Below are 20,856 nucleotides of genomic sequence, written 5' to 3' on the forward strand. Positions count from 1 at the left end.
GCGTGCCGGCCGGCTTATTGCCGGCTCTGCCGGTCAAGGAGGACACGATCATGTCGGTAACAGGCGTAGGCGCGGCGCCGCCGGGCGCGGCCGCGCTGGCGGGGGCCGTTCAGCAGGCGGGCACGGCGTCCGATCCGGCGCAGGTGCGCCAGTTCGATACGTTGATGCAGCCGGGCGCGGCCGCGGCGTCGCCGTCGGCATCGGGCGTCGCGATGTCGCGCGTATCGGCCGATGCGGCGCCGGCGGTGCAGATGACGCCCGCGACGCCCGCGCAGGCGAACCATTCGTCGCTCGTCGAGCGGTTGCGCACGTATGGCAACGATCTCGACACGCGGTACGCGAACATCGACAAGCATCGCACCGAGATGCTGACGTCGATGGCGGACAACCGCCGCGATCCGTTGATGACGATGGTGCAGGCGATGGATTTCCAGTGGACGGCGACCACCACGATTTCCGAATACCAGTTGAGCCTGTCGGTCGCGCAGGCGGCGAACGGCTTCACGCACACGGTGCTGAAGACGCAGGAGTGACCGGGATCCGTTCCTGCTCGTGACGGGCTTGCGCCGGCCGCCGGACGGGCCGGGCGCGAGGCATGGGACGATCCTGAGGTGCGTGTGCCTGAAACGGGCCGCGCGCCCTGAAGTGGACAAACGATGACGACGATCGATTCGACGCCGCGCATGCATGCGTGGCGCAGCCGGGCGGCGCGTGCGCTGCTCGCGGGGCTGCTCGCGCTGCTGGCCGGCTGCCAGAAGGAGCTTTACTCCGGCCTGTCGGAGCGCGACGCGAACCAGATGGTCGCCGTGCTCGGCGACGCGGGCATCAGCGCGTCGAAGGATAACGACGCGCGTGACACGTCGGATCGCAACGCGTGGCTCGTGAGCGTCGCGGACGGCGACATGCAGTCGGCGCTGACCGTGCTGCAGGCGAACGGGCTGCCGAAGCCGAGCTATGCGAGCCTCGGCGAGCTGTTCCAGAAGCAGGGGCTCGTCTCGACGCCGGCCGAGGAGCGCGTGCGCTATCTGTACGGCGTGTCGCAGGATCTGTCGCGCACGTTGCAGGACATCGAGGGCGTGGTGGTCGCACGCGTGCAGGTCGTGATTCCGGAGAACGATCCGCTCGCGGACAAGATCAAGCCGTCGTCGGCGGCCGTGTACATCCGCTACCGGCCCGGCGTGGACCTTCGCGCGATGGCGCCGATGGTCAAGGATCTCGTCGCGCACAGCATCGAGGGGCTGCAGTACGACAACGTATCGCTGTTCCTGCAGCCGGCCGCCGCGCGCACGACGCGCGTGGACGGCATCGGCAGCGCGGTATCGGACATCCTGCGGCTGCGCTCGCCGCTGGGCTGGCTGGTGTTCGCGCTGATCCTGCTGACCTGCGCGGTGATCGCGCTGTCGGCCGCGCGGCGCGGAATGTTCGGCGCCCGGCTGGCCGGGCTGGTCGGCACGCCGCGCGGCGCGAACGGGGCCGGCGGCGGGGCCGCGCAGTCGGGCGGCGGCAGCCTGCGCACGCCGGACGGCGCGCGCGACGGCGCATGAGCGAGCCTCAGGCGTTGCCGCCGGGCGTCACGCCCGACGCCGCGTCGCTGCCGTGGCTGCACCCGATCGCGCCGCCGCCTGCCGGGCGGCGCGCGGCGTTTCACGCGCTCGTCTGCGAATTCAACCTGCGGCCCGACCGCTATCTGCACGTGACGCGCGTGCCGGCCGAGTGGCCCGCGCGCTATCGCTCGCCCGACGCGTTCGGCCCGGCCGGCCGCAAGCTGCTTGCCCGCCACCTGCTCGACGCGAACGGCGTGGCCGCGCACCACGACTTCGACGTCGCCAATCCGTGCGCGCGGCTCGCGCTGCTGCCCGGTGCGGCGCTCGAGCAGCTCGCGTCGTATGCGGGGCTGCTGCTGCATCGCGACTGGCTGCGCGACGCGCTGACCGTGCGCCGCATCCGCGCGGAGGTCGCGGCGAAGCTCGGCGGCGATGCGCTGGAGCTCGCGCTCGAGCGCGCGCCGGAATTCGGCGCGCTCGCGGAAACGCTCGAACCGTGGCGTGCCGATCCGGCCGTGCTGCCGGTCGTGATCCGGGCGCGCGGCGGCCGGTTGCTCGCGGATTTCATCGGCGTGGCCGGCGACGCGGTCGCGCGGCGCGTGCGCCTGAAATTCAACCGCGCGATCGATGACGAGGCGCCGTACTGGCTGAACCGCGCGCAGCGCGACCAGTTCGGCGAATTGCTGTTCCTGTTTCTGATTCCCGAGAGGCTTGCGTCATGGGACTGGCTTTTCTGATCACGAGCGACAACCTGCAGCTGCTGTCGGAGCGCAAGGTGCTCAAGGAGCGCGAATACGCGGCGCTGCTCGATGCATCCGCGGTGATCGCGACCGCGCGCGACGAAGCCGCGCGCATCGTCGCCGACGCGCAGCGCGAGTTCGACAAGCGCCAGGCGGCCGGCTACGACGAAGGCATGCGCCGCGCGCAGCGCGAGCATGCGGCGCAGACCTATACGCAGGCGCTGGCCGCCGCGCGCACGATGGAGTCGATGAAGGATTCGATGGCCGATATCGTCGTGAAGGCCGTGCGCGCGATCGTCGGCGAGATGCCCACGCAGAAGCTGTACGAGGCCGCGCTCGCGCGGATCGCGCCGCTCGTGCGCGACGAAGCATTCCTGATCGTGCGGGTCGCGCCAGGCCGGCAGGACGAGATGCGCGACGCGCTCGAGCGCGCGTTCGCCGGCCAGTCGAACCGGCAACGGATCCGCATCGTCGAGGATGCGCAGCTCGAACGTCACGCGTGCACGGTCGAGACGCCGTCCGGACGCATCGACGCGAGCCTCGACCTGCAGATCGACGCGCTGCGCCAGGCGATCCGCCGCGACGCGCTGAAGGGCACGACGCGATGAATGGGCCGCTCGACGATCCGCAGCCGTTCGGTGGCGATGGTGACGACGATGCGGCGCCGTTCGATCGCGGCCGCCTCGTCGGCGACTTCGATGCGGGGCTCGCGTTCTTCTCGCCGGTGTCGGTGCAGGGCCGCGTCAATCATGCGGTCGGACAGATCCTCAACGCGACCGGCATCCGCGCGCGGCTCGGCGAGATCTGCGAGCTGCGCACGCCGAACCAGCCGACGCTGCTCGCCGAAGTGGTCGGTTTCTCGCGGCAGACCACCTTGCTCACGCCGCTCGGCGACGTGGCCGGCCTGTCTCCGGAGACGACCGTCGTGCCGTCGGGCCGCGAGCATGTGTTTCCGGTCGGCGAAGCGCTGTTCGGCCGCGTGCTCGACGGGCTCGGCCGGCCGCTCGACGATCGCGGGCCGGTGACGGGCGCCGCGTGGGTCTCGACGCAGCAGGACCCGCCCAATCCACTCGCGCGCAAGATGATCGACACGCCGTTTCCGACCGGCGTGCGCGTGATCGACGGCCTGATGACGCTCGGCATCGGCCAGCGCGTCGGCATCTTCGCGCCGTCGGGCGTCGGCAAGAGCACGCTGCTCGGAATGATCGCGCGCGGCGCGCAGGCCGACGTGAACGTGATCGCGCTGGTCGGCGAACGCGGCCGCGAAGTGCGCGAGTTCATCGAGCACAGCCTGTCGCCCGAGGTGCGCGCGCGCTCGATCGTCGTCGTGTCCACGTCCGATCGTCCGGCGATGGAGCGTGTGAAATCCGCGCTGGTCGCGACCGCGATCGCCGAGCATTTCCGCGATGCGGGCAAGCGCGTGCTGCTGCTGGTCGACTCGCTCACGCGCTTCGCGCGCGCGCAGCGCGAGGTCGGCCTGGCGAGCGGCGAGCCGCCAACACGGCGCAGCTTTCCGCCGTCGACGTTCGCCGTGCTGCCGCGCCTGCTCGAACGCGCGGGGCAGGGCGCGACGGGTTCGATCACCGCGCTGTACACGGTGCTCGTCGAAGGCGATGAGGAATCCGATCCGATCGCCGAGGAAGTGCGCTCGATCCTCGACGGCCACATCGTGCTGTCGCGCAAGATCGCGCTCGCGAACCGCTATCCGGCGATCGACGTGCTCGCGAGCCTGTCGCGCGTGATGCCGCTCGTCGCGAGCCGCGCGCATCAGCAGTCGGCCGCGCGTGTGCGCGAGTTGATCGCCAAGTATCAGGAAATCGAGCTGCTCGTGCAGATCGGCGAGTATCGCGAAGGCAGCGACCGGCTCGGCGATCTGGCGCTGCGCGCGCGCGATGCGATCGGTGCGTTCTGCGCGCAGGGTTCGCACGAGGATGTGCGCTTCGACGCGCTGCTCGCAAAGCTGACGAAACTCGCGAACGACCATGTCTGAAGCCGACGACCGCCTCGTGCTCGCGACGCTCGCACGCCTGAAGCGCGTGCGCGAGATGCGTAGCCAGATCGCGCGCGTCGCGGCCGCGCGCCAGCAGGGCATCGCCGCGCAGAGCCGTCGCGCGCTCGACGCCGCGCAGGCCCAGCTCGCGCAGCAGGTCGCCGCGAAGGCCGCGATCCAGACCCGGCTCGCCGACGACGTGCGCGAGGCGCGCGCGCTGCAGAACGCGGCGGCCGACACGCGCACGTTCGACCGTCATATCGGCGTCGCGAACGCGTCGGTCAGCGAGGCCACGCACGTGCATCGCGATCACGAGGCGACGCTCGCCGACCTGCAGCGCGCCGCGCGCAAGGCGAAGGCCGCCGAGGACAAGCTCGACAAGGCTGGCGAGAAGGCGCTGCAGGCCCGCGCGGCGCGGGTCGAGCGCGATGCCGACGAAGTCGCGGATGCGCACGCGGTGCGGCGCTTCGCGACGGCCGGCGTGTGGGCGGGCGACGCGGAGAGCCACGCGGCGGGGCAGCCGGACATGGCCGCCGTGTTCGATGCGCAGATGAGGTCGCGACCGGCGGATGCGGAGGCAGAGGCAACCGACGCGGCCGAGGCGAGCGATTCGGTCGATTCGGCCGACTCTGCCGCCCCCGCCGACGACACCGCCCCCACGGCCGCGGAGCGCCGATGCTAGACCACGCGGCGAACTTCAACGACATCGCCGGCACGCTGCGCCCGTTGCTCTACGTGATGCCGCGCCTGCTGCCGATCATGTTCGTCGTGCCGGTGTTCAACGAGCAGATCATCACGGGCCTCGTGCGCAACGGGATCGCGGTCGTGATCGCGGCGTTCGTCGCGCCGGTGATCGACCCGGCGCAGGTCGCCGCGCTGCCGTTCCTGATGTGGTGCCTGCTTGTCGCGAAGGAGGCGGTGGTCGGCATGCTGCTCGCGGGTGCGTTCAGCGCGGTGCTGTTCGCGATCCAGGGCGTCGGCTACCTGATCGATTTCCAGACCGGCAGCGGCAGCGCCGCGTTCTTCGATCCGATGGGCGGGCACGAAGGCGGCCCGACGTCGGGATTCCTCAATTTCGTCGCGATCGCGCTGTTCGTGACGGCGGGCGGCCTGCAGGTGCTCGTGCAGCTGTTCGCGCAGTCGTATGCGTGGTGGCCGATCGGCTCGCTCGGCCCGGACTTCTCGTCGATGCTGGAGACCTTCGTCGTGCGGCAGACCGACACGATCTTCGAATGGATGGTGAAGCTCGCCGCACCGGTGATCATCGTGCTGGTGCTCGTCGAGCTAGGCATCGGCCTGGTCGGCCGCGCGGTGCCGCAGCTGAACATCTTCGTGTTCGCGCAGCCGGTGAAGAGCGCGCTCGCGGTGCTGATGATGGTGCTGTTCCTGCCGGTGGTGTACGCGTCGCTGCATGCGCTGCTGAGCCCCGACAGCGGGTTGATGGCGCTGCTGCGTGCGCTGTTCGCCGCGCACGGCGGCGCGTGACGGGCCGCCGGAGCCGGAGCGACCATGGCCGAAAAGGACCAGAAGCCGACCGCGAAGCGCTTGCGCGAGGCACGCCAGAAAGGCGATGTGCCGAAGAGCGCGGAGACGATCTCGTCGGCGTTCTTCGTCGGCGTGTGCGTCGCGCTCGCGGTGGGGCTCGGCACGCTGTTCGCGCGGCTGCAGGCGCTGTTCCGGCTGGTGTTCGACGCGGCCGGCGCGGCCGACCCGTCCGCGCGGCTCGCGGCGCTGATCGACGGCGCCGCGCGCGACTGGGCCATGCTGTCCGCGCAGATCGTCGCGGCCGGGTTGCTGGCCGGCCTGCTCGCGGGCTTCGTGCAGGTGGGCGGCGTGATGGCGTGGAGCCGGCTCGTGCCGCAGCTGTCGCGGCTCAACCCGGCCGAGGGGCTGAAGAACATGTGGTCGATGCGCAACCTCGTGAACCTCGCGAAGATGCTGCTGAAGACCGTGCTGCTGGCGGCGACGCTCGGCTGGCTGATCGTCGAGTCGCTCGATCCGTCGGTGCAGTCCGGCTTCACGCGGCCGATGTCGATTCTCGCGCTGATCGTGAAGCTGCTGATGCTGCTGTTCGGCTGGGCCGCGCTGATCTATATCGTGATGGCGCTGATCGACATCGTGCACCAGCGGCACGAGTTCAATCAGAAGATGAAGATGTCGATCGAGGAAGTGCGGCGCGAGCACAAGGAAGACGAAGGCGACCCGCATATCGAGGCGAAGCGCCGGCAGCTCGCGCGCGAAGCGCAGTTCTCGTCGCTGCAGGACCGGATCGGCTTCGCGTCGGTGGTCGTCTATTCGTCGAGCGTCGCGGTCGCGCTCTACTACGGCGGGATCGGCACGCTGCCGTGGGTGCTCGCGCGCGGCGAGGGCGAGGCGGCCGAACGGATCGTGCGGCTCGCGCGCGACGCGCTGCGCCCGACGCTCGCGAACGCCGGCCTCGCGCATGCGCTATACGACAGCACGCCTGAAAAGGGCACGATCCAGCAGCAGCATTTCCGCGAGGTCGCGCAGTTGCTGAAGTGGGCGACAGGCGCTGCCTGACGCGGGCCAGGTATCGGGGCCGGAGCGCCGGCCTGCGCGCTTCGCTGCGATGTGGTCCTGCTTCTCGGCCAGCCGGTCGCGCCCGCCGCGCTTGACGCCGTTTTTTTTCCAGGCTCGTCTCACATTCACCCATGAATTATTGCTGATTTATTTCTTCGTAATATGGCTCGACCGTCAGTGGGACGGCGGGCCGCGAAGTCGCGCCGCCGCTGACGGGACAGGTCAACAGGGGCAGACAAATCAAATGTGCGGAATCGACGGCTTTTTGAATAGCGTCGCCTTCGATGAGGAGACAGCGCGCGGCACGCTCGCGCGAATGACGACGAGCCTCGCGCATCGCGGGCCGGACGGGCAGGGCCTCTGGGTCGACCCGGAAGCCGGTATCGCGCTCGGCCACCGGCGGCTGGCGATCGTCGATCTGTCGGTCCATGGCCGGCAGCCGATGGCATCCGCGTGCGGCCGCTACGTCATGGTCTTCAACGGCGAAATCTACAACCATCGCGAGTTGCGCGCGGAGCTCGAGCGCGCGGGTCGCGCACCGGCGTGGCGCGGCCACTCCGACAGCGAGGTGCTGATCGCGGCGATCGTCGCGTGGGGCGTCGAGGCGACGCTGCGGCGCGCGACCGGCATGTTCGCGTTCGCGCTGTGGAATCGCGCGTCGCGGGTGCTGACGCTCGCGCGCGACCGCATCGGCGAGAAGCCGCTCTACTACGGCCGGATCGGCGACGCGCTGGTGTTCGCGTCGGAGCTGAAGGCGCTGCGCGGCTATCCGGGCTTCGACGGCACGATCGATCGCGACGCGCTGTGCCTGTACCTGCGCCAGTCGAGCGTGCCCGCACCGCATACGATCTATCGCGGCATCAGCAAGCTGCCGCCAGGCACCTTCATCCAGTTCGAGCATGCGCGCGACACGCCGCCCGTGCGCGCGTACTGGTCGCTCGAGCAGGCGATCGAGGCGGGCCGCGAGCGGCCGTTCGAAGGCAGCGCCGACGAGGCCGTCGGGCAGCTCGACGCGATCCTGCGTCAGGCCGTCGCGCGGCAGATGGAAGCCGACGTGCCGCTCGGCGCGTTCCTGTCGGGCGGGATCGATTCGTCGGCGATCGTCGCGCTGATGCAGGCGCAGTCGACGAACCCCGTCGACACGTTCACGATCGGCTTTCACGAGGCCGGCTACGACGAGGCCGGCTATGCGAAGGCGGTCGCGCGCCATCTCGGCACGCGGCATACCGAACTCTACGTGACGGCCGACCATGCGCTCGGCGTCGTGCCGAAACTGCCGACGATCTACGACGAGCCGTTCGCCGATGCGTCGCAGATCCCGACCTTCCTCGTGTCGGAGCTGACGCGCCGGCACGTGAAGGTGAGCCTGTCCGGCGACGGCGGCGACGAGCTGTTCGGCGGCTACACGCGCTACTTCCTGACGCCGCGCCTGTGGCGCAAGCTGCATCGCGTGCCGGCGGCCGTGCGCGCGCGGATTGCCGCCGCGCTGCATGCGCTGCGCCCCGATCATGCGGACCAGCTCGCGGCAGTCGCACAGGGCGCATGGAGCGGCGTGGAAGCGCGTGAATCGGCGTCCCGTATCGGCGACCGGCTGCACAAGCTCGGCCATGTGATGACGGCCGAGAGCCGCATCGGGCTATACCGGCTGCTGATGTCGTCGGTGCATCATCCGGAGCGCATCGCGCTCGCCGGGAAGGAGCCGCCGACGCCGCTCGATACCGTTTCCGCATGGCCCGCGCACCTGAGCTTCGCCGAGCAGGCGATGGCGATCGACACGCTCACGTACCTGCCGACCGACATCCTCGCGAAGGTCGACCGCGCGGCGATGGCCGTGAGCCTCGAGACGCGCATGCCGTTCCTCGATCATCACGTCGTCGAATTCGCGTGGCGCGTGCCCGCGTCGGTGCGCTTGCCGGAAGGACAGTCGAAGGCGCTGCTGCGCCGGCTGCTGGACCAGTACGTGCCGTCGTCGCTGATCGACCGGCCGAAGCAGGGCTTCTGCGCGCCCGTCGATCACTGGCTGCGCGGCGCATTGCGCGACTGGGCCGACGCGCTGCTGCAGCCGTCGCGGCTGCGCGACGAGGGCTTCTTCGATGCGCAGGCGGTCGAGCGGCTGTGGCGGCAGCACCAGTCGGGCCGGATGAACTGGCAGCACCAGCTGTGGACCGTGCTGATGTTTCAGGCGTGGCTGGAGGCCCAGCGCGCCGCATGATGCGCGATGACGCGGCGTGCCGCGTCATGTCCCCTGCGCGTCACGCCGGTGTCATGCCGGTGTCGTGTCGCCGGTCACTGATCGAGACACCGCACGCACAGCCGCTTCGCCTGGCTTGCCGACAACCCGCGGCACATCATCACGACCGGGCGCGCATGGCACGACGGCGCGTCGGCCGATGCCGCGGGCGACGCGAGCCGGCGCGCGCGTTCGGGCGGCGTGGTGGCGGCCGCGTCCATGCGTCGCTGCCGCGCCGGCGGCGGCACGTCGCGCACCACCGGAATCGGCTCGACGCCGCCTTCGCGCGCATTGCGCTGCGCGCTCGCGACGACCCGGCTCACATAGCCGCTCGAGAACCCGGTCGTGAAGTTGCCGCTGTAGTAGCACGACAGCGCCGCGCGCAACGCGGCCTGCGCGGGGCGGCCGGTGTTCGACGAGCGCGCGAAGCATTCGGTCAGGATTGCGCCGCCCGCCCGCAGGTTGCGGCACGGCTCGAACATCGTCGTGTCGTCGAGGCCGTATTTCGCGAAATTGCGCTCGTTCACCTGCGCGAGGCCGACGCTGTAGCTGAAGCCGCGCGCGGCCAGCTCGCTCGCGGTCGCGCGCGCTTCGTCGAGCGACGCGGGCTGGCGCGTCAGATGGCCGCCGACCACGCCGATCGCATACGGATTGAAACCGGATTCGGTGCGCACCAGCGCGGCGAGCGTGTCGGGATCGATGTTCGGCGCACAGGCGCGCGCGAGTTGAGCGAAGCCCGCGGCGCTGCCGGCCGCGTGCGCGCTGCGCGGCTGCAGGCCCGCGCACGCGAGCGCCAGTGCGAGCGTCGTGACCAGCGCGCACAGGCTCGCTACGGCGGAGCGCGGGCCGCGCGGGTTCATCCCGCCCCCGCCACGCGGTACGACAGCACGAGCCCGTGCACCAGCAGCGACCAGCCGTCGAGCGCGACGAACAGCAGCAGCTTGAACGGCACCGAGATCGTCGTCGGCGAGATCATCTGCATCCCGAGCGCGAGCAGGATGTTCGCGACCAGCAGGTCGACGACGATGAACACGATATAGATCACGAAGCCGATCTGGAACGCCTTGGTCAACTCGGCGAGCGTGAAGCTCGGCACCAGCACGAGCAGGTCGTCGTCCTTGATGCCGTCCGCGCGATTTTTCGGCCAGACCGACGTCGCGGTGCGCACGAAGAATTCGCGGTCGCGCTGCCGCGTATGCGACACCAGGAAATCCTTGATCGGCGGCAGCGCGGCATCGGCGAGCACGCCGATATCGGAAGTCGACAGTTGCCCCGATGCATCGAAGTGGCGCGACTGCAGCGCATCGCGGATCGACATCCCGACCGGCGCCATGATGAACAGCGACAGGATCAGCGCGATGCCGTTCAGAACGAGGTTCGGCGGCACCTGCTGGATGCCGAGCGCGGAGCGCAGCAGGCCGAGCACGACCACGAGCTTCGTATAGCTCGTCACCATCAACGCCGCGAACGGCGCGATGCCGAGCGCGGCGATCACCGCGATCAGCGCGACCGGATTCGGCAGGTTGCCCATCGTTCAGCGCTCGCGCGGCGCGGGCTGCGTCAGCGTGACGACGCGCACGCCGAGCTTCTGGCCGACCGCGATCAGCTGGCCGGTGCCGATCAGCATCCCGTTCGCGACGAGATGGATCACGCTCTGGTTGATCCCTTGCTGCAGTTCGATCACCGCGCCGGGCTGCAGCGTGCCGAGCTCGCCAAGCGGGATCGACGTGGGCGGCAACTCGAAACGCAGGTCGACCGCGAGGCTGTCGAGCGAGCGCGGCGCATCGTCGGCCGACGCGTCGTGCGTGGTCGCGGACGGGGTATCGGTGCGGGTCGGTTCCAAAGGCATCTCCCTGATTCGTTCGACGGTCAGCCGGTTGCCCGACGGCCGTCCGGTGATTTCCCACGCCGGCGCGGCCGGCACCCGTGCGACGCACAGCAGGTTCTGCTCGTGCGCGCGCCAGTGCTCGATCGCGATGATGTCGCCGCCGACGACGTCGGCCAGCTCGGCCATCGTCAGCTCGGTCCGGCCGATCTCGAACACCAGCGGCACCGGCAGGCCCGCGTACGCGGCGCGCGTATCGGCTCGCGTGGCCGCCGGCGTCGCGAAGAACACCGCGAGCGCGTCCGGCGCATCGAACAGCAGCGCGCCATGGCAGCGCCACGCGCCGTCGGCGCGACGCAGCTCGAAGCGCAGTGCGGCCGGCGCGGTGCGCCATGCGGGCACGCTCGCGGGCGGTGGCAGCAATTCCACGCGCTGCCGCGTCGCAGCCTGCAGCGCGGCGGTGAGCGGCGCGGCGAGATCGGCGAGCAGCGCCGCGCGGATCACGGCCGGCACGGCCGGGTCGGCTGCGTCGCCGAGCCACTCGTGTTCCGCGAGCGGATCGATCCATAGCGTGCCGGCGGCCGGGCCGATGACGAAGCGGTACGCATGCGCGTCGGCGGCCGGTTCGGCATCGACGCGCCAGCGCACCTCGTACGCGTGTTCGCCGAGCGTGACCGGAACCGCAGCCGTCGCGCCGTACGCGTGCGACAGCCCGCGCGCGGCGGCGGCGGACAGGCGCGGCAGATAGGGCGACGCGTCGAGCGCGACCGCGGCGGCGGCCGGGGTGGCGGCGGCGGGCGTAGCCCGGTTCGCGGCGTCGCCGGCGTCGGCATTCGTCAGGGACAGCGCAGGCACGGCGGGATCGGGGCGGATTCGGCGTTGGTTCGACGGGTTGTTGTGGCCGGCGGCGCCGGGGCGCGCGGCTGCTGCGTCGATTGTAGGGACGGCGCCGGGCGTGTGCCGTGCCGGAATCCGTAGTCGCACGTGTGCGGTGGCCGCGCGGGCGGCGGCGTGCTACGAAGCGTGTTGCGCGGCGGCGTGGCCGTGCGCTGTGTCGCCCGCGCAAAATGCGGCCGCCGCCCGGAGGCGGCGGTCGTGTTGTTTCGTTTCGTTTTGCGGCGAGGGACGCGTGCCGGCCCGCAGGGCGCTGCATGTCGCACGCGCGGCACGCAACGGCCGGCGCGCCGCGCGATGGCGGCGCGCGGGTGAGCCGCTATGCGTTACGCGTAATCGGCGGCCAGCGCCGACTGCGGCGCGGCGCGCAGGATCGGCCCCGCGTCGTGGCGCTCGACGTGCGTCATGGCCGCGCCGAACAGCACCAGCCGATAGCCGACCGCATAGATCGGGATGATCCGCAGGTTCTTGTCGTGATCGAGCTGCAGCTTCGAACGGATGCGCGAGATATGGGTGTCGAGCGTGCGCGACGACACGCCGAGCTCGCGGCCCCAGACCGCTTCCTGGATCGCCTGCCGCGGCACGATCTTGTTCATGTTGTCGAGCAGGAATTCGACGACATCGAATTCGCGCGGCGTGACGTCGACGATTTTGTTGTCGATTTCGATCGTGCGGCGCACGAAGTTGATTTTTATGTTGTCGATGTACAGGTATTTGCAATCCATGGTGGCCCTCGCATGTCCGTAAAGGAGTGTTTGCGGGTCATGTACCGCAACTTCCGGGCCAGGGAGGGCGTGTGGGCCAGTGACGGCCGGGGGGAGCGGGGCGGGCGGCCCGCCGGCATTGAATCTAAAAGAATTTTTAACGCGGGACGCGCGGCGGGGTCGGGAAGGGCCCGGCCAATATTGAAGGATTGTTACGTAGCATCGCTCGGGAACGTTACGGGCGTTACGGGTGGCGTAACGTGGGGACGAGCCGATGACGAGGTCACCGCAGTGCAGTGTGGCGCTGCTCAAGATCGGGCAAGATAAACACGACACGGAACCCTACATTAAACCCAACTCTGATCGGGAAATCTCCCGGCCGCACGACGTTCCCGTCGCACGGCCGGTTTTCTCACCCGCCCGTCAAGCCTTCGCGCTATCGCCCGACTCGAACGGCAGCACATAATGCCGCTTGCCGGTCGCCGCGAAGATCGCGTTGGCGACCGCCGGCCCGATCGGCGCGACACCCGGCTCCCCGACGCCGGTCGGCGCCTCCGCCGACGGCACGATATGCACCTCGACCTTCGGCATCTCCGCCATCCGCAGCACGTGGTAGCCGTCGAAGTTGCGCTGCTCGACGTGGCCGTCCTTCAGCGTGATCGCGCTGTGCAGCGCCGCGCCGAGCCCGAAGCCGATGCCGCCTTCCATCTGCGCGGCGACGATATCCGGGTTGATCGCGATGCCGCAGTCGACCGCACACACCACGCGCTCGACCTTCACCTTGCCGTCGGCGTCCACCGACACCTCGGCCACCTGCGCGACATAGCTCTTGAACGCCTCGGCCACCGCGATCCCGCGACCGCGGCCCTTCGGCAGCGGTTTCGCCGGATCCCAGCCGGCCTTCTGCGCGGCCAGCTCGAGCACGGCGCGCATCCGCGGCTCCTTCGCGAGCAGGTCGCGCCGGAACAGGTACGGATCCTTGCCCGCCGCGTGCGCGGCTTCATCCACGAATGCCTCGACCGCATACGCGGTGTGCGAGCTGCCGACCACGCGCCACCACAGCACCGGCAGGCCGACCTTGGTGGTGGTGAGCTCGACCGACACGTTCGGCACCGCGTACGGCAGGTTCGCCGCGCCCTCGACCGACGTCGCGTCGATCCCGTTCTTCACCATGAACGCCTCGAACGGCGTACCGGCGAGGATCGACTGGCCGACGATCCGGTGGCGCCAGCCGACCAGCTTGCCGTCCGCCGTCAGCCCTGCGTCGAGCTTGTGGAAGTACATCGGGCGATAGAAGCCGCCCTGGATGTCGTCCTCGCGCGTCCACTGCAGCTTGACCGGCTTGCCGTCCGCACCGAGCGCCTTCGCGATCGACACGGCCTCGACCACATAGTCCGACCACGCGTTCGCGCGCCGGCCGAAGCTGCCGCCCGCGTACAGCGTGTGGATCCGCACCTGCTCGGGCTTCAGGCCCGCGACTTTGGCGGCGTTGCCCTGGTCGACCGTCTGGAACTGGTCGCCGGCCCAGATCTCGCAGCTGTTCGCCGTCAGCTTGACGACCGCATCGAGCGGCTCCATCGGTGCATGGGCAAGATACGGAAACTCGTAGGTCGCGCTGATCTTGCGCGCGGCGCCCGCGATCGCCGCGTCGGCATCGCCGTCCTTGCGTGCCGACGTGCCGGGCTTCGCGGCGAGCTGCCGGTATTCGCGCATGATCTCGTCCGAGCCGCGCTTCTCGGCGTTCGCTTCGTCCCATTCGACCTTCAGCGCGTCGCGGCCCTGTTTCGCGGCCCAGAAGCCGGTCGCGACGACCGCGACGCCGCCCGGCACCTGCACGACCGAGACCACGCCCGGCACGGCCTTCGCGGCCGTCGCGTCGAACGACTTGACGGTCGCGCCGAAGCGCGGCGGGCGCTGCAGCAGCGCGACGCGCATGCCGGGGAAGGTGGTGTCGAGCGTGAATTGCGCGGTGCCGTTCGATTTGGCCGACCCGTCGACGCGCGGAATGCGATGGCCGATCAGCTTGAAGTCGGCCGGCTGCTTCAGCGTGACCTTGTCGGGCACCGGCAGTTTCGATGCATCGGCGACCAGCGTGCCGTAGGCCGCCGTCTTGCCGCTCTTCGCATGCGTGACGACGCCGTTGGCGGTGGTCAGCTCGCCGGCCGGCACCTTCCAGCGGGCCGCGGCGGCCGACACGAGCATGGCGCGCGCCTTGCCGCCCGCTTCGCGCAACTGCTGCCACGAGTTCGACATGGCCGAGCTGCCGCCCGTGCCCTGCATCGTGCCGAACGCGAGGTTCGCATAGCGCTTCGCATCGGCCGGCGCGCTTTCGACGCGCACGCTCGACCAGTCGGCGTCGAGCTCCTCGGCGACGATCGTCGCGATGCCCGTATACGCGCCCTGGCCCATTTCGACATGCTTGGCGATCACGGTGACCTTGCCGTCGGGCGTGATGCGCAGGAATGCGTTCGGCGCGAAGTCGGCGGCGGGCGCCGTCGCGGCGAGCGCGCGGCGGCCGAGGCCGGCCCATTCGAAGCCGATCGTCAGGCTGACGGCGGCCGCGGCGCCCGCGGCCTTCAGGAAGGTGCGGCGCGACGGGCGCACCGAATCGGGGTTGTCGAGTTCGATCGTCATGGTCAGGCTCCCAGCGTCGCTGCGGCGTCGTGGATCGCGGCCCGGATGCGGGCGTAGGTCGCACAGCGGCAGAGGTTGCCGTTCATCGCGGCGTCGATGTCCGCGTCGGTCGGCTTCGGATTCTGTTCGAGCAGCGCGGTGGCCGACATGATCTGGCCGGACTGGCAATAGCCGCACTGCGGCACCTGCAGCTTCACCCAGGCGGCCTGCACGGCCTGCGCGGGCTTGCTCTGCACGCCTTCGATCGTCGTGACGTGCTTGCCCGCGACGCCGGCGAGCGGCAGCACGCACGAGCGCACGGCCTGGCCTTCCAGGTGGACCGTGCAGGCGCCGCATTGCGCCATGCCGCAGCCGAACTTCGTGCCGGTCAGCCCCGCATGCTCGCGGATCGCCCAGAGGACGGGCATCGACGGATCGGCATCGAGCGTGACACTCTTGCCGTTCAGGACAAACGTGGTGGGCATATTTTTGTCTCCGTGGGGAAAACCCGGCATGAGCCGGATCAGGTGGCAGTGTGCGCGAACGGTCGGTTTTTACGTCTACCCAATCCTGCAAATTTATTGAACAATCCTGCAAATCCCCGGCACGGCGGCAAGCGATTCGCTATGCTCCCGCGATCCAGGGAAATGAAGCGAGGAATCCGTCATGGACATGACCGATATCGCGCCGTCGCGCGAATCCGGACGGCGCGAACTGGCGTCGCTGATCGGCCGTTTCGCGCCGGCGGACGGCTCCCACACGACCGCGGTGCCCGCGCTGATGCTGCACCGGCATGCGCATCCGGTCGATCTCGGCTGCGGCGTGTCGCGCGCCGCGCTCGTGATCGCCGCGCAGGGCGCGAAGCGCGTGATCGTGGCCGGCCAGACTTACGAATACGACACGCAGAACTGCCTGATTACGTCGATCGACTTGCCGATTCTCTCGCGCGTCACGCGGGCATCGCCGGACGCGCCGTACCTGTGCCTGTCGCTGACGCTCGATCTGCAGCGCATCGTCGAACTCGCGGCCGAGATGCGGTTGCCGGAGCCCGAGGCGGGCCCCGAAGGCGAGGGCATCGCGCTCGCCGAGCTGACGCCGCCGCTGCTCGATGCTGCGCTGCGGCTGTTGCGGCTGCTCGATACGCCGGCCGATATTCCGGTGGTCGCGCCGCTGATCGAAAAGGAGCTGCTGTACCGGCTGATGACGAGCGGGCAGGGCACGCGGCTGCGGCACATGGCCGTCGCGGGCAGCCAGACGCACCGGATCGCGCGCGCGATCGAGTGGATCCGCGATCACTACGCGGAGCCGATGCGCGTCGACACGCTCGCGCAGGCGGTCAACATGAGCGTGTCGTCGCTGCACCATCATTTCAAGCACGTGACCACGCTGAGCCCGCTGCAGTACCAGAAGCAGTTGCGGCTGCACGAGGCGCGGCGGCTGTTGCTGCGACAGGGTGGCGACGTCGGTTCGGTGGCCGCGGCAGTCGGCTACGAAAGCGCGTCGCAGTTCAGCCGCGAATACAGCCGGCTGTTCGGCGCACCGCCGATGCGCGACGTCGTGCATCTGCGCAAGACGGAGTTGCTCGGCACGTAGCCGGCGGCGCCGGTCATTGCGGTTGTGATGAGCCCTAGTCCCCGCGGGCCGAGCATGAACTTCGGTTTCACGCGTGTATCCCCCACGCGGGCGGACCGGACAGATGTGGCAATTGCCGGCCGGATACGGGCCAGATGCAGACCGACCGCTCAAGTCGAGCAAAAAAATCGCGCAATGACGGACCTTCGGCGTAGATCTCGCGTGGCACGGATAGGTTTTCGGCGACGGGATGCGCGACCGATATCACTTCGGGAATGTTCCTCGCACGTATAACGCGCCGTCGCCTTTTCGATATGCAGACGGTTTGCCGGCGCCGAGGCGCAAGCTGCCGACGGTTGCCGCGATACATTCCTGAAACAAAACAGGCGATTCCCGACGATAGGTCGGGCTTTGCGCACGGTATGCGACGCGCAACCGTCGATGGAATCACGCATGGCATGCCGCTTGCGATATTGGATGTACCGGCGAGCGGTCGATCCGACGCAACCAGGATGGCGCGTGGCCAACTCGTCAATAAGCACTCGGGGACACGATGATGAAGACCAGAAGCCATGACTTGATCCGCGCATTCCTTGCGCATCCTTGGAGTAGCCGGACCGCATGTCGTACGACTCGCGATGCAGTGCGTGCGTCGCGGGTTCGTCGCCACCGTTTTCCCGGCATCCGCGCGTTGCGCGTGCTGGAACGCCTGTCTTTCCGCACGACGACCTGTGGACCGCAGTGGGCCCCTTCATCCGGATGGGCCACGCTGTTCGTGCCGGTCAGCTTGACGCCGATCCCGCTTCGGTCGTGCAGGGCCGTATCGATTGCGCCGGACACATACCGGCGTTGGCTGGACTAGCTCGAACGCCCGTCCATTCGAGCATTTTCAGTCGTTGAAGCGGATGCCGTGTGCCGGCATGCCACGGGAGTGAATGTCGAAAACGATTGACCCGGGAAGGCGAGTGCCGTGAACCATTACTGCCCGATCAGACTGTCCGGCCCGCACGACGGTGAACGGGCCGCATGCATGCCGCCGTTCGTCCCGGGCCGGCGTCGCCCTGCCGCGCTCACGCGCCCGCTCGTCTATCTGTCGCAGCATCCCGATGCGTGGCTCGTCGACTGTCTCGCATCGCGCGGCTGGAACGTGTGGCGGGCGAAATCCGTTGCGGACGCACTCAATCTCGTGAAGGCGAACCGCCTGCACGCGGGCATCGTCGATTTCGACGGCTTCGCGTCACCCGACGTCGCGTCGTTCGAGGCGCTGCTGCGCGATCCGCGTATCGGCTGGGTCGCGCTCGCCGACGACGAGCGGCTGCGCGACGCCACCGTCGCACGGCTGATCCGCCAGTGCTGCTTCGACTACGTGTGCAATGCGACGGCCTGCAGGACGATCGGCTATCTCGTCGGCCATGCGTACGGGATGCTGAAACTCGTGGACAGCGAAAAACCGGCCGTCGATGCCGCGCCGCCCGGCGGGGCGATGATCGGCGCATGCGGCGCGATGCGCCGGCTGTTCGCGACCATCCGCAAGGTCGCGAACACCGACGCATCCGTGTTCATCGCCGGCGAATCCGGGACCGGCAAGGAGTTGACCGCGGCGGCGATCCACCAGCATTCGTCGCGCGCCGATGCGCCGTTCGTCGCCGTGAATTGCGCGGCCATCCCGTCGACGCTGCTGCACGCCGAGCTGTTCGGCCATGAACGCGGCGCGTTCACCGGCGCGCACCAGCGCAAGATCGGCCGCATCGAGGCCGCGCACGGCGGCACGCTGTTTCTCGACGAAATCGGCGACATGCCGTTCGAAAGCCAGACGAGCCTGCTGCGGTTCCTGCAGGAGGGCAAGATCGAGCGGCTCGGCGGGCGCGTGTCGATTCCGGTGGACGTGCGGATCGTGTCCGCGACCCATGTCGATCTCGAGGCCGCGGTGCAGGCGGGGCGGTTCCGAGCGGACCTGTATTACCGCGTGTGCGTGCTGCGCATCGACGAACCGCCGCTGCGCGCGCGCGGCCGCGACATCATGCTGCTCGCCGATCACGTGCTGCGGCGCTATCGCGACGATGGTGCGCACCGGATTCGAGGCTTCACGCCGTGTGCGATCGAGGCGATCCACAATTATGCGTGGCCGGGCAACGTGCGCGAACTGATCAACCGGATCCGCTTCGCGGTCGTGATGACGAATGGCCCGCTGATCTCGGCCGTCGATCTCGATCTGAGCCAGTACACGTCGCATCGACCGCCGACGCTCGCCGAGGCGCGCCGGCAGGCCGAGCGCCGCACGATCGAGGAGACGCTGCTGCGGCATCGGCACCAGCATGCCGACGTCGCGGCGGAACTCGGGATTTCGCGCGCGACGCTGTACCGCCTGATGATCGCGCACGGGCTGCATAGTCTGCACGGTTGATGCGAATTGGGCTCGCCGCGGCGCGGCCTCGCGCGGCCGTCGGCTCTGTAGCTTATCGGCCCGCTACCTCATCGGCGCGCTAGCACGTCGGCCCGCGAAGCCCGTCGGCCCGCCCGCAGCAGGCAGCCCGTCAGCCCCTCAGCCCCTCAGCCCCTCAGCCCCTCAGCCCCTCAGCGCCCACCCATGCGCATCAAGCCGGCCGTTCGAAGCCCGATTCGACCCAGCGCCCAGCGCTGGCCTTGTTGAGCTTGAACCCGGCCGACACCTTCGCGTCGGCCAGCAGCTCGCCGTACGGGTCGAACGCCTTCAGTTGCGCATACGGCTCGAACTCGTCCGGCACGATGTCGAGCGTCACCGATACATCCTGCCCGTCGTCGTCCTGGACCGTCACTTCCTTGTGCAGCATCGCGCGGCGCTGCTGCTCGTGACGCATCAGCACCTCGGTCGCGGTCTTCACCAGCGTGCGGAACGCGTTCGCGTCCATTGGCTTCGGGTTCTTCTTGTCGCGGCCCATCGTCCACGGGCCAACCAGCGCGGGCTCGGCTTCGCCGTCCTTGATCATCTCGACGGCCCAGCCGTCGTCGTCCTCGTTCTTGATGATGCGGGCGGTCCAGCCGTTGTCGTGCCAGAGGCCGTCCTGGTGGATGGCGGTGTCGTCGGATTGCAGATCGGATTCGGTCATGGAGGAAGCGCGGCGAACGGGCGGGCGCGCGGCCGGGAGCGGCGCGCTGCCCGCGGCCGGTCGCCCGGAGTGGCATGCAAAGGCCGCAATTTTACCCTGCGGGCCGTTCGTGCGGCCCGCGCCGCCCGCAATGTCGGCCATTCGGCCGACTCAGCCTGCCGCCGAATGGCCGGACCGACGCAAATATCAAACTCGTATTACGTCCCCGCGGGCCAATCTATACACAGTCCGATATCCCGACCGTGCGTCGCTTCCTAGAATGACGTCAGAGATAAAAATATCTCGAACGTTATTCAACGCCGATCCGGCCGCGCACGCATTCCGCGTCGCGCGGCCCGGCGAACCTTCTGGAACTGCGCATGGGGAAATTCAGTATTCGCACTGTTTTCGCGTACGATTCGCCGCTGACACTCGCGGGCATGGAACACATTGCCGGCGACGCGTGCGCGATCGATCTCGTCGGCGTCTCCCGGACCCCGGACGAACTGGTCGAAGCGCTCGGCCGCATCGACTGCGACATCGTGCTGGTCGACTATGCGATCGGCCAGGACGCGCGGATGGACGGCCTCGCGCTGTTCGACTGGCTGCGCCGTTCGCGCCCGAACGTCGGCATCGTCGCGCTGGTCGGCAACGAGAATCCGGTGATCTTCCGCTCGATCCTCGCGCAAGGCGGCGCGAGCCTCGTCAGCAAATTCGACGATGTTGGCCACATCGTCACCGCGATCCATTCGAGCTACAGCGGCGGGCGCTACCTGTCGCCGCTCGTCCGGCGCGCACTCGAGGCGCTCGCCGAACACGACCAGCCACCGGTGAAGCTGTCGACGCGCGAAATCGAGGTGATTCGCCTCTATCTGGCCGGCGTGCCGATCAAGACGATCGCGCAGCGGCTGAACAAGGGGAAGCAGACGGTCAGCGCGCAGAAGATCAGCGCGATGAAGAAACTCGGCGTGACCAACGACATCGAGCTGGTCCAGCGGGCGGCCGGGCTGGGCTTTGGCGGCGGCGGGGGCGCGAGCCAGCCGGTCGGCGCGGGGTAAGCGCGAAAGCAGCGCGGGCCGGGCAGGGGCCGGCACCGCGTGGGCGCCGGCCCGTCAGGGGGAACCGGCAATCGCCGGAA

General features: G+C 69.3%; 19 protein-coding genes. 12 read left to right on the top strand and 7 right to left on the bottom strand.

What is annotated here, in order from left to right; genetic code table 11:
• Nucleotides 1–50 precede the first annotated feature (50 nt).
• The 9 genes from FFI87_RS20830 to asnB all read left to right on the top strand — a co-directional run bounded on the left by FFI87_RS20830 (nt 51) and on the right by asnB (nt 9,027).
• Nucleotides 51–533, top strand: a complete 483-nt coding sequence (locus FFI87_RS20830) for a hypothetical protein (RefSeq protein ID WP_138849268.1) — start codon at nt 51–53, stop codon at nt 531–533.
• A gap of 123 nt (nt 534–656) precedes the next feature.
• Nucleotides 657–1,544: a type III secretion system inner membrane ring lipoprotein SctJ gene (gene sctJ / locus FFI87_RS20835; RefSeq protein ID WP_041491499.1), complete on the top strand. Its 888-nt coding sequence runs from the start codon at nt 657–659 to the stop codon at nt 1,542–1,544.
• On the top strand, nt 1,541–2,281 hold the full coding sequence (locus FFI87_RS20840; protein ID WP_138849266.1) for a SctK family type III secretion system sorting platform protein: 741 nt from the start codon (nt 1,541–1,543) through the stop codon (nt 2,279–2,281). The genes sctJ and FFI87_RS20840 overlap by 4 nt, the downstream gene beginning before the upstream one ends.
• The gene (gene sctL / locus FFI87_RS20845; RefSeq protein WP_012366489.1) at nt 2,263–2,892 is read left to right on the top strand and encodes a type III secretion system stator protein SctL; all 630 of its coding nucleotides are present in this window, start codon (nt 2,263–2,265) and stop codon (nt 2,890–2,892) included. The genes FFI87_RS20840 and sctL overlap by 19 nt, the downstream gene beginning before the upstream one ends.
• Entirely contained in the window at nt 2,889–4,274 is a 1,386-nt protein-coding gene (gene sctN / locus FFI87_RS20850; RefSeq protein WP_138849264.1) for a type III secretion system ATPase SctN, read from the top strand. The genes sctL and sctN overlap by 4 nt, the downstream gene beginning before the upstream one ends.
• Nucleotides 4,267–4,956, top strand: coding sequence for a hypothetical protein (locus FFI87_RS20855; RefSeq protein ID WP_138849262.1), 690 nt, complete (start codon nt 4,267–4,269; stop codon nt 4,954–4,956). Before sctN ends, FFI87_RS20855 begins: the two co-directional genes overlap by 8 nt.
• Nucleotides 4,950–5,759, top strand: a complete 810-nt coding sequence (gene sctT, locus FFI87_RS20860; protein WP_006754499.1) for a type III secretion system export apparatus subunit SctT — start codon at nt 4,950–4,952, stop codon at nt 5,757–5,759. Before FFI87_RS20855 ends, sctT begins: the two co-directional genes overlap by 7 nt.
• 24 nt (nt 5,760–5,783) lie before the next feature.
• On the top strand, nt 5,784–6,815 hold the full coding sequence (locus tag FFI87_RS20865; protein ID WP_006754500.1) for an EscU/YscU/HrcU family type III secretion system export apparatus switch protein: 1,032 nt from the start codon (nt 5,784–5,786) through the stop codon (nt 6,813–6,815).
• A gap of 244 nt (nt 6,816–7,059) precedes the next feature.
• A complete protein-coding gene (gene asnB / locus FFI87_RS20870) occupies nt 7,060–9,027 on the top strand; it encodes an asparagine synthase (glutamine-hydrolyzing) (protein ID WP_138849260.1) in 1,968 nt (655 codons plus the stop codon).
• Between the two features lie 74 nt (nt 9,028–9,101).
• Here asnB and FFI87_RS20875 read toward each other — a convergent pair whose 3' ends face one another.
• The 6 genes from FFI87_RS20875 to FFI87_RS20900 all read right to left on the bottom strand — a co-directional run bounded on the left by FFI87_RS20875 (nt 9,102) and on the right by FFI87_RS20900 (nt 15,566).
• Nucleotides 9,102–9,905, bottom strand: coding sequence for a lytic transglycosylase domain-containing protein (locus FFI87_RS20875; protein ID WP_012366484.1), 804 nt, complete (start codon nt 9,903–9,905; stop codon nt 9,102–9,104).
• Nucleotides 9,902–10,576: a type III secretion system export apparatus subunit SctR gene (gene sctR, locus FFI87_RS20880; RefSeq protein WP_006755970.1), complete on the bottom strand. Its 675-nt coding sequence runs from the start codon at nt 10,574–10,576 to the stop codon at nt 9,902–9,904. Before sctR ends, FFI87_RS20875 begins: the two co-directional genes overlap by 4 nt.
• Before the next feature lie 3 nt (nt 10,577–10,579).
• Nucleotides 10,580–11,725, bottom strand: coding sequence for a type III secretion system cytoplasmic ring protein SctQ (gene sctQ / locus FFI87_RS20885; RefSeq protein ID WP_138849258.1), 1,146 nt, complete (start codon nt 11,723–11,725; stop codon nt 10,580–10,582).
• 365 nt (nt 11,726–12,090) lie between these two features.
• Complete coding sequence (locus FFI87_RS20890) at nt 12,091–12,489, bottom strand: winged helix-turn-helix domain-containing protein (RefSeq protein WP_012366482.1); 399 nt, start codon at nt 12,487–12,489, stop codon at nt 12,091–12,093.
• Between the two features lie 402 nt (nt 12,490–12,891).
• Nucleotides 12,892–15,102 carry a xanthine dehydrogenase family protein molybdopterin-binding subunit gene (locus FFI87_RS20895; protein WP_012366481.1) on the bottom strand — a complete coding sequence of 737 codons (2,211 nt, stop codon included), beginning with the start codon at nt 15,100–15,102 and terminating at the stop codon, nt 12,892–12,894.
• Nucleotides 15,103–15,104: 2 nt separating this feature from the next.
• Nucleotides 15,105–15,566 carry a (2Fe-2S)-binding protein gene (locus tag FFI87_RS20900; RefSeq protein ID WP_012366480.1) on the bottom strand — a complete coding sequence of 154 codons (462 nt, stop codon included), beginning with the start codon at nt 15,564–15,566 and terminating at the stop codon, nt 15,105–15,107.
• A 181-nt stretch (nt 15,567–15,747) separates the two neighbouring features.
• On the opposite strand from FFI87_RS20900, the gene FFI87_RS20905 reads away from it, so the two are divergent.
• Nucleotides 15,748–16,674, top strand: a complete 927-nt coding sequence (locus tag FFI87_RS20905; protein WP_138849256.1) for an AraC family transcriptional regulator — start codon at nt 15,748–15,750, stop codon at nt 16,672–16,674.
• A 1,009-nt stretch (nt 16,675–17,683) separates the two neighbouring features.
• Complete coding sequence (locus tag FFI87_RS20915; RefSeq protein WP_138850216.1) at nt 17,684–19,057, top strand: sigma-54 dependent transcriptional regulator; 1,374 nt, start codon at nt 17,684–17,686, stop codon at nt 19,055–19,057.
• A 190-nt stretch (nt 19,058–19,247) separates the two neighbouring features.
• Here the strand turns inward: FFI87_RS20915 and FFI87_RS20920 are convergent, their stop codons facing one another.
• Nucleotides 19,248–19,739 carry a hypothetical protein gene (locus FFI87_RS20920; RefSeq protein ID WP_138849254.1) on the bottom strand — a complete coding sequence of 164 codons (492 nt, stop codon included), beginning with the start codon at nt 19,737–19,739 and terminating at the stop codon, nt 19,248–19,250.
• Between the two features lie 359 nt (nt 19,740–20,098).
• Between FFI87_RS20920 and FFI87_RS20925 the strand changes: the two genes are divergently transcribed.
• Nucleotides 20,099–20,776 carry a response regulator transcription factor gene (locus FFI87_RS20925; RefSeq protein WP_138849252.1) on the top strand — a complete coding sequence of 226 codons (678 nt, stop codon included), beginning with the start codon at nt 20,099–20,101 and terminating at the stop codon, nt 20,774–20,776.
• Nucleotides 20,777–20,856: the final 80 nt, after the last annotated feature.

This window comes from Burkholderia sp. KBS0801 (genome assembly GCF_005937855.2).
Lineage (GTDB): Bacteria > Pseudomonadota > Gammaproteobacteria > Burkholderiales > Burkholderiaceae > Burkholderia > Burkholderia ambifaria.